At 34.0% G+C, this 3,419-nt stretch carries 3 protein-coding genes; 1 reads left to right on the forward strand and 2 read right to left on the reverse strand.

Going from position 1 to position 3,419, the window contains the following annotated elements; translation table 11 throughout:
• Positions 1-318: 318 nt before the first annotated feature.
• Both GJ691_RS11395 and GJ691_RS11400 read right to left on the reverse strand, forming a co-directional pair.
• Complete coding sequence (locus tag GJ691_RS11395; RefSeq protein WP_154366969.1) at positions 319-537, reverse strand: hypothetical protein; 219 nt, start codon at positions 535-537, stop codon at positions 319-321.
• A gap of 161 nt (positions 538-698) precedes the next feature.
• Positions 699-1,676 (reverse strand): hypothetical protein, encoded by a 978-nt coding sequence (locus GJ691_RS11400; RefSeq protein ID WP_154366971.1) that lies wholly within the window; start codon positions 1,674-1,676, stop codon positions 699-701.
• Between the two features lie 373 nt (positions 1,677-2,049).
• Between GJ691_RS11400 and GJ691_RS11405 the strand changes: the two genes are divergently transcribed.
• The gene (locus tag GJ691_RS11405; protein ID WP_154366973.1) at positions 2,050-3,123 is read left to right on the forward strand and encodes an IS110 family RNA-guided transposase; all 1,074 of its coding nucleotides are present in this window, start codon (positions 2,050-2,052) and stop codon (positions 3,121-3,123) included.
• Positions 3,124-3,419 lie beyond the last annotated feature (296 nt).

The raw sequence follows: 3,419 nt of genomic DNA on the forward strand, positions 1-3,419 counted from the left end.
TGCGGAGCAAGTTATATTAAAGAAAAAAAGGTGGTTTAAGGCAAAAAAGAAAATATTGATTAACTTTAGAGAACTGGACTAGGGCTTTTCATAGGACACGTTGTTGCCAACAGTTGTTTTTTCGTTTTTTTACTTTCTTAAAATTCAAAAAAAATCGATAATAACAAACTAGCTACAATTTCCACCATATTTTTTTAGTCAATATTTTTCAATTCCGCAACTTGCTAAATTTCGCAAAAGTGATTTTCCTCATTCAATTCGTTTTTCGCTACGTTTATAAATTCCGTTTTGCTTTTCATTCCACATTTGAGTCAGAATTTATTTTGATTTTTTCAATAATTTTTTTCCTAAAATTGAAATATAAAAAGCCACTAAAATCGCTAACGAGATATAAAATAAAATTTCATAGAGTTCCGTTTTATCAGGTTCTGTTTTTCCAATATAATCAGGTTTGTCATTTTTAGTCAGCATTAAATATGTACAAACTAAAAACCATAAATGGACTACAAATATTTGAAGTTTAAAGATTAATTTCATTCAGCGTTCTGATTTTCCTCAATTGTTGGCAACGTTATCGTGTATGATTAGTTGCGGACTTTTCCAACGGAAAATGTCCGCCAGTACCGAAGATAGTTAATTGCAAGGATTTCCATTTGGGAAATCCGCCCGCAATTAATTATACACCGTGTTGTAAACAGTTATTTTTCGAACAACCTATTCAATTCCGCCCGATTAATTGGCTTTAGGCCCAATTTCATTTCGATATCATCTTTAATAGGTATTTTTTGAGCATACAATTGTTCGTCTTTAATTCCTACGGCAATTATACTTGTATTTTCTAAAATAGGTATTTCTGTTTGAATTATACTTTTCGTGTCGCTAGGATAAAAGCTTGTGAAGGAATTAAAATTCTCATAAATAACATAAATAACAATACCGTCTACTTCAAGAGCATTGGTCATGTCGAGGTCTATCACAGTAGGCTTTTCTATGAACCTGTCAACATTTATCCATCCTAGGTTGGTTAAAGAAATAGAAGTCCCAATATTGTCGTCGATTTTATTTAAGCTTCCTATTGTTTTTTTGTAAATGCTGTCCTCTTTTCTCCAAAGCTCTTGATAATAAGGGAGAGAATCTAAAGTCACATCGTAACCTACGTAGATTTGATATTTTTTATCAAAGCGTAGAACCATAAAATATGCTTCGGTTTCCGACCAAGACATTTGACTGATTGAGTCCATTTGTCCAGTAAAAATTTTGTCTTTATTTGAAAAGTCAATCGGGAATCTCACTCTAATTGTTGAACTGTCTCGAAGTTTTAGATCCTCTCCATTACTTTTGAAATTCAAGTAAATAACTCCTGAACTTTCAAGTAACTCATTGTCTTTGGTAACTGTGCGTATATTGTTTTTTAACAAATCTGAGATACTATAAAACTCTTTAAGTTCCATAGTTATTTTGTCTGTTGAATCAATATCAAAGTTCTCCCTTACAAAGTATATCCTTGTTCCTTTTTCCCCAATAATTTCTTTCGACCCGATTGTATCAAGGTCAAAGAACTGGATTTCTAGTTTTGTACTAGTCTTAAAAGGATTAAAAAAATTGTTTTTAGACTCCTTTTCAGTAATACAGCTCATTAGAAAAGCTAGTCCAAGTATTGGTAGAATTTTTTTCATAATTGTTTACAACGGCTCGGCTCGTATGTTTGTTTCTTAAGTTGAAGATAAGATATTTAGCACAAAAAAAAGAGTTTATAAATAAGAGTGATTTCGTGGTTCGGCTAGATACTAAATAGAGATATCGTCGCTTAGGTTTACACTCTTCCCAAGCTAATGCTTTAAAGCATTAGCTTGGATACTTAACAACAGGCTTAAATAGGAGGGACAGCGAGGTCTCGGCTAGATACATTCAGATGATATCGTTTCATAGGTTATCCGCCCTTCTATAATTTTCTTGGAATCTGAACAGTACCTAGATCCTAAAAGTGCAGAGATCGAATCAAATGCGAGCAAAGATGCTAAAGAGAATTCTAGCTTTAAAAAATAGGATATGGAAAAGCAGTTAAAACAAAGTTTGGGCATCGATGTTTCTAAGTTGAATTTATCATTGTCATTAGGTTTTCTAAGTGAAAGGCTGGTTAAGGAATTTAAGTCCCATCCAGATGTATCCAATGATGAACCAGGTTACAGGGAGCTTTTGAAATGGTTGAAGAAATCAGTAGATAGTACTGTTGATCTTTTGATAGTGATGGAAGCTACGGGAGTCTATCATCAAGGTATCGCCCATTACTTGCACGACAAAGGTTATGCTGTTTGTGTAATGCAATCGGGTCGTGTAAAGCGTTACGCCCAGAGTTTGGATCAACGTTCGAAGACTGATGCATTGGATAGTAGGATGTTGAGCATGCTTGGTCTTGAGAGATCTATTCGTCTTTGGCAACCACCCAGTAAAGAACTACAACAATTAAAAGCATTGAGCAGGGAGCGAAGTTCTTTGTTGAAAGATAGAACTATAGAAACCAATCGTCAAGGAGCTATTTCTTCTAGTGTTTATAGTAATGCTAAAGCTTTGAAAAGGCATAAGAACAGATTGAAGCTTCTTGAGTGTCAGATAGCCCTTATAGAAAAAGAGATGCAAGAATTGATATCAAAAAATGAGGTTCTTAAACAGAAGATCGGCTTTCTAATGAGTATACCTGGCATATCTTTTATATCAGCAGCTACGGTTATTGGAGAGACCTTAGGATTTGAATCTATAGTAAATGCCAAACAATTGGCAAGCTATGCCGGTTATGATATTGTATTACGAGAGTCTGGTAATTTTAAAGGTAAAACAAGGATTAGCAAAAGAGGGAACAGTCATATCAGAGCAGCTTTACATATGCCATCGATGACCTGTGTGCGCTGTAACCCAACATTAAAGCAATTCTATAATAGGCTTAAGCCGAATAAAGCAAAGCCCTTAGTGGCTTTAATAGCCGTCCAGAGAAAGCTATTGATATTGATGTATACCTTATGGAAGAATGAAGAAGTTTACGATGCAGGGTTTGAAACAAAAAAGCAGCAAAAGCATAAAGCTCTTGCTGCGCAGGATAACAATTTGATCAATCAACTTGTTTCCTAAGATTTTAAGGAAAAAACTTGTTTTTTGACACAGTACCTATGATTAGTACGGGAATAAATAAGCGATTAATTTCCGATTAAGCACTTAGCCAAAACTTTTTATTTTGTTTTAATTTTTCATTTTCAAAGCCAAATAAAAAAGATTTGGCGGACTTCGTTTTAAGCTCTAAACTTCGATTTAGCACTTCAACCCGCATTACGTATAGCATCGATGAAAAAGCAGTAAGTCGAGTATCTTTAAAATGAACAAAAAAATAAAGATATGGTTACTCAAATTACTGCTGTACCGAAGTTATA

Origin of the sequence: Maribacter luteus, assembly GCF_009674825.1 — a bacterium.
Taxonomy (GTDB): domain Bacteria; phylum Bacteroidota; class Bacteroidia; order Flavobacteriales; family Flavobacteriaceae; genus Maribacter_A; species Maribacter_A luteus.

Bases quoted from the DNA above. Each gene is read 5' to 3' on its own strand.
- GJ691_RS11395 (WP_154366969.1), bottom strand. From the start codon at position 537: ATGAAATTAATCTTTAAACTTCAAATATTTGTAGTCCATTTATGGTTT.
- GJ691_RS11400 (WP_154366971.1), bottom strand. From the start codon at position 1,676: ATGAAAAAAATTCTACCAATACTTGGACTAGCTTTTCTAATGAGCTGT.
- GJ691_RS11405 (WP_154366973.1), top strand. From the start codon at position 2,050: ATGGAAAAGCAGTTAAAACAAAGTTTGGGCATCGATGTTTCTAAGTTG.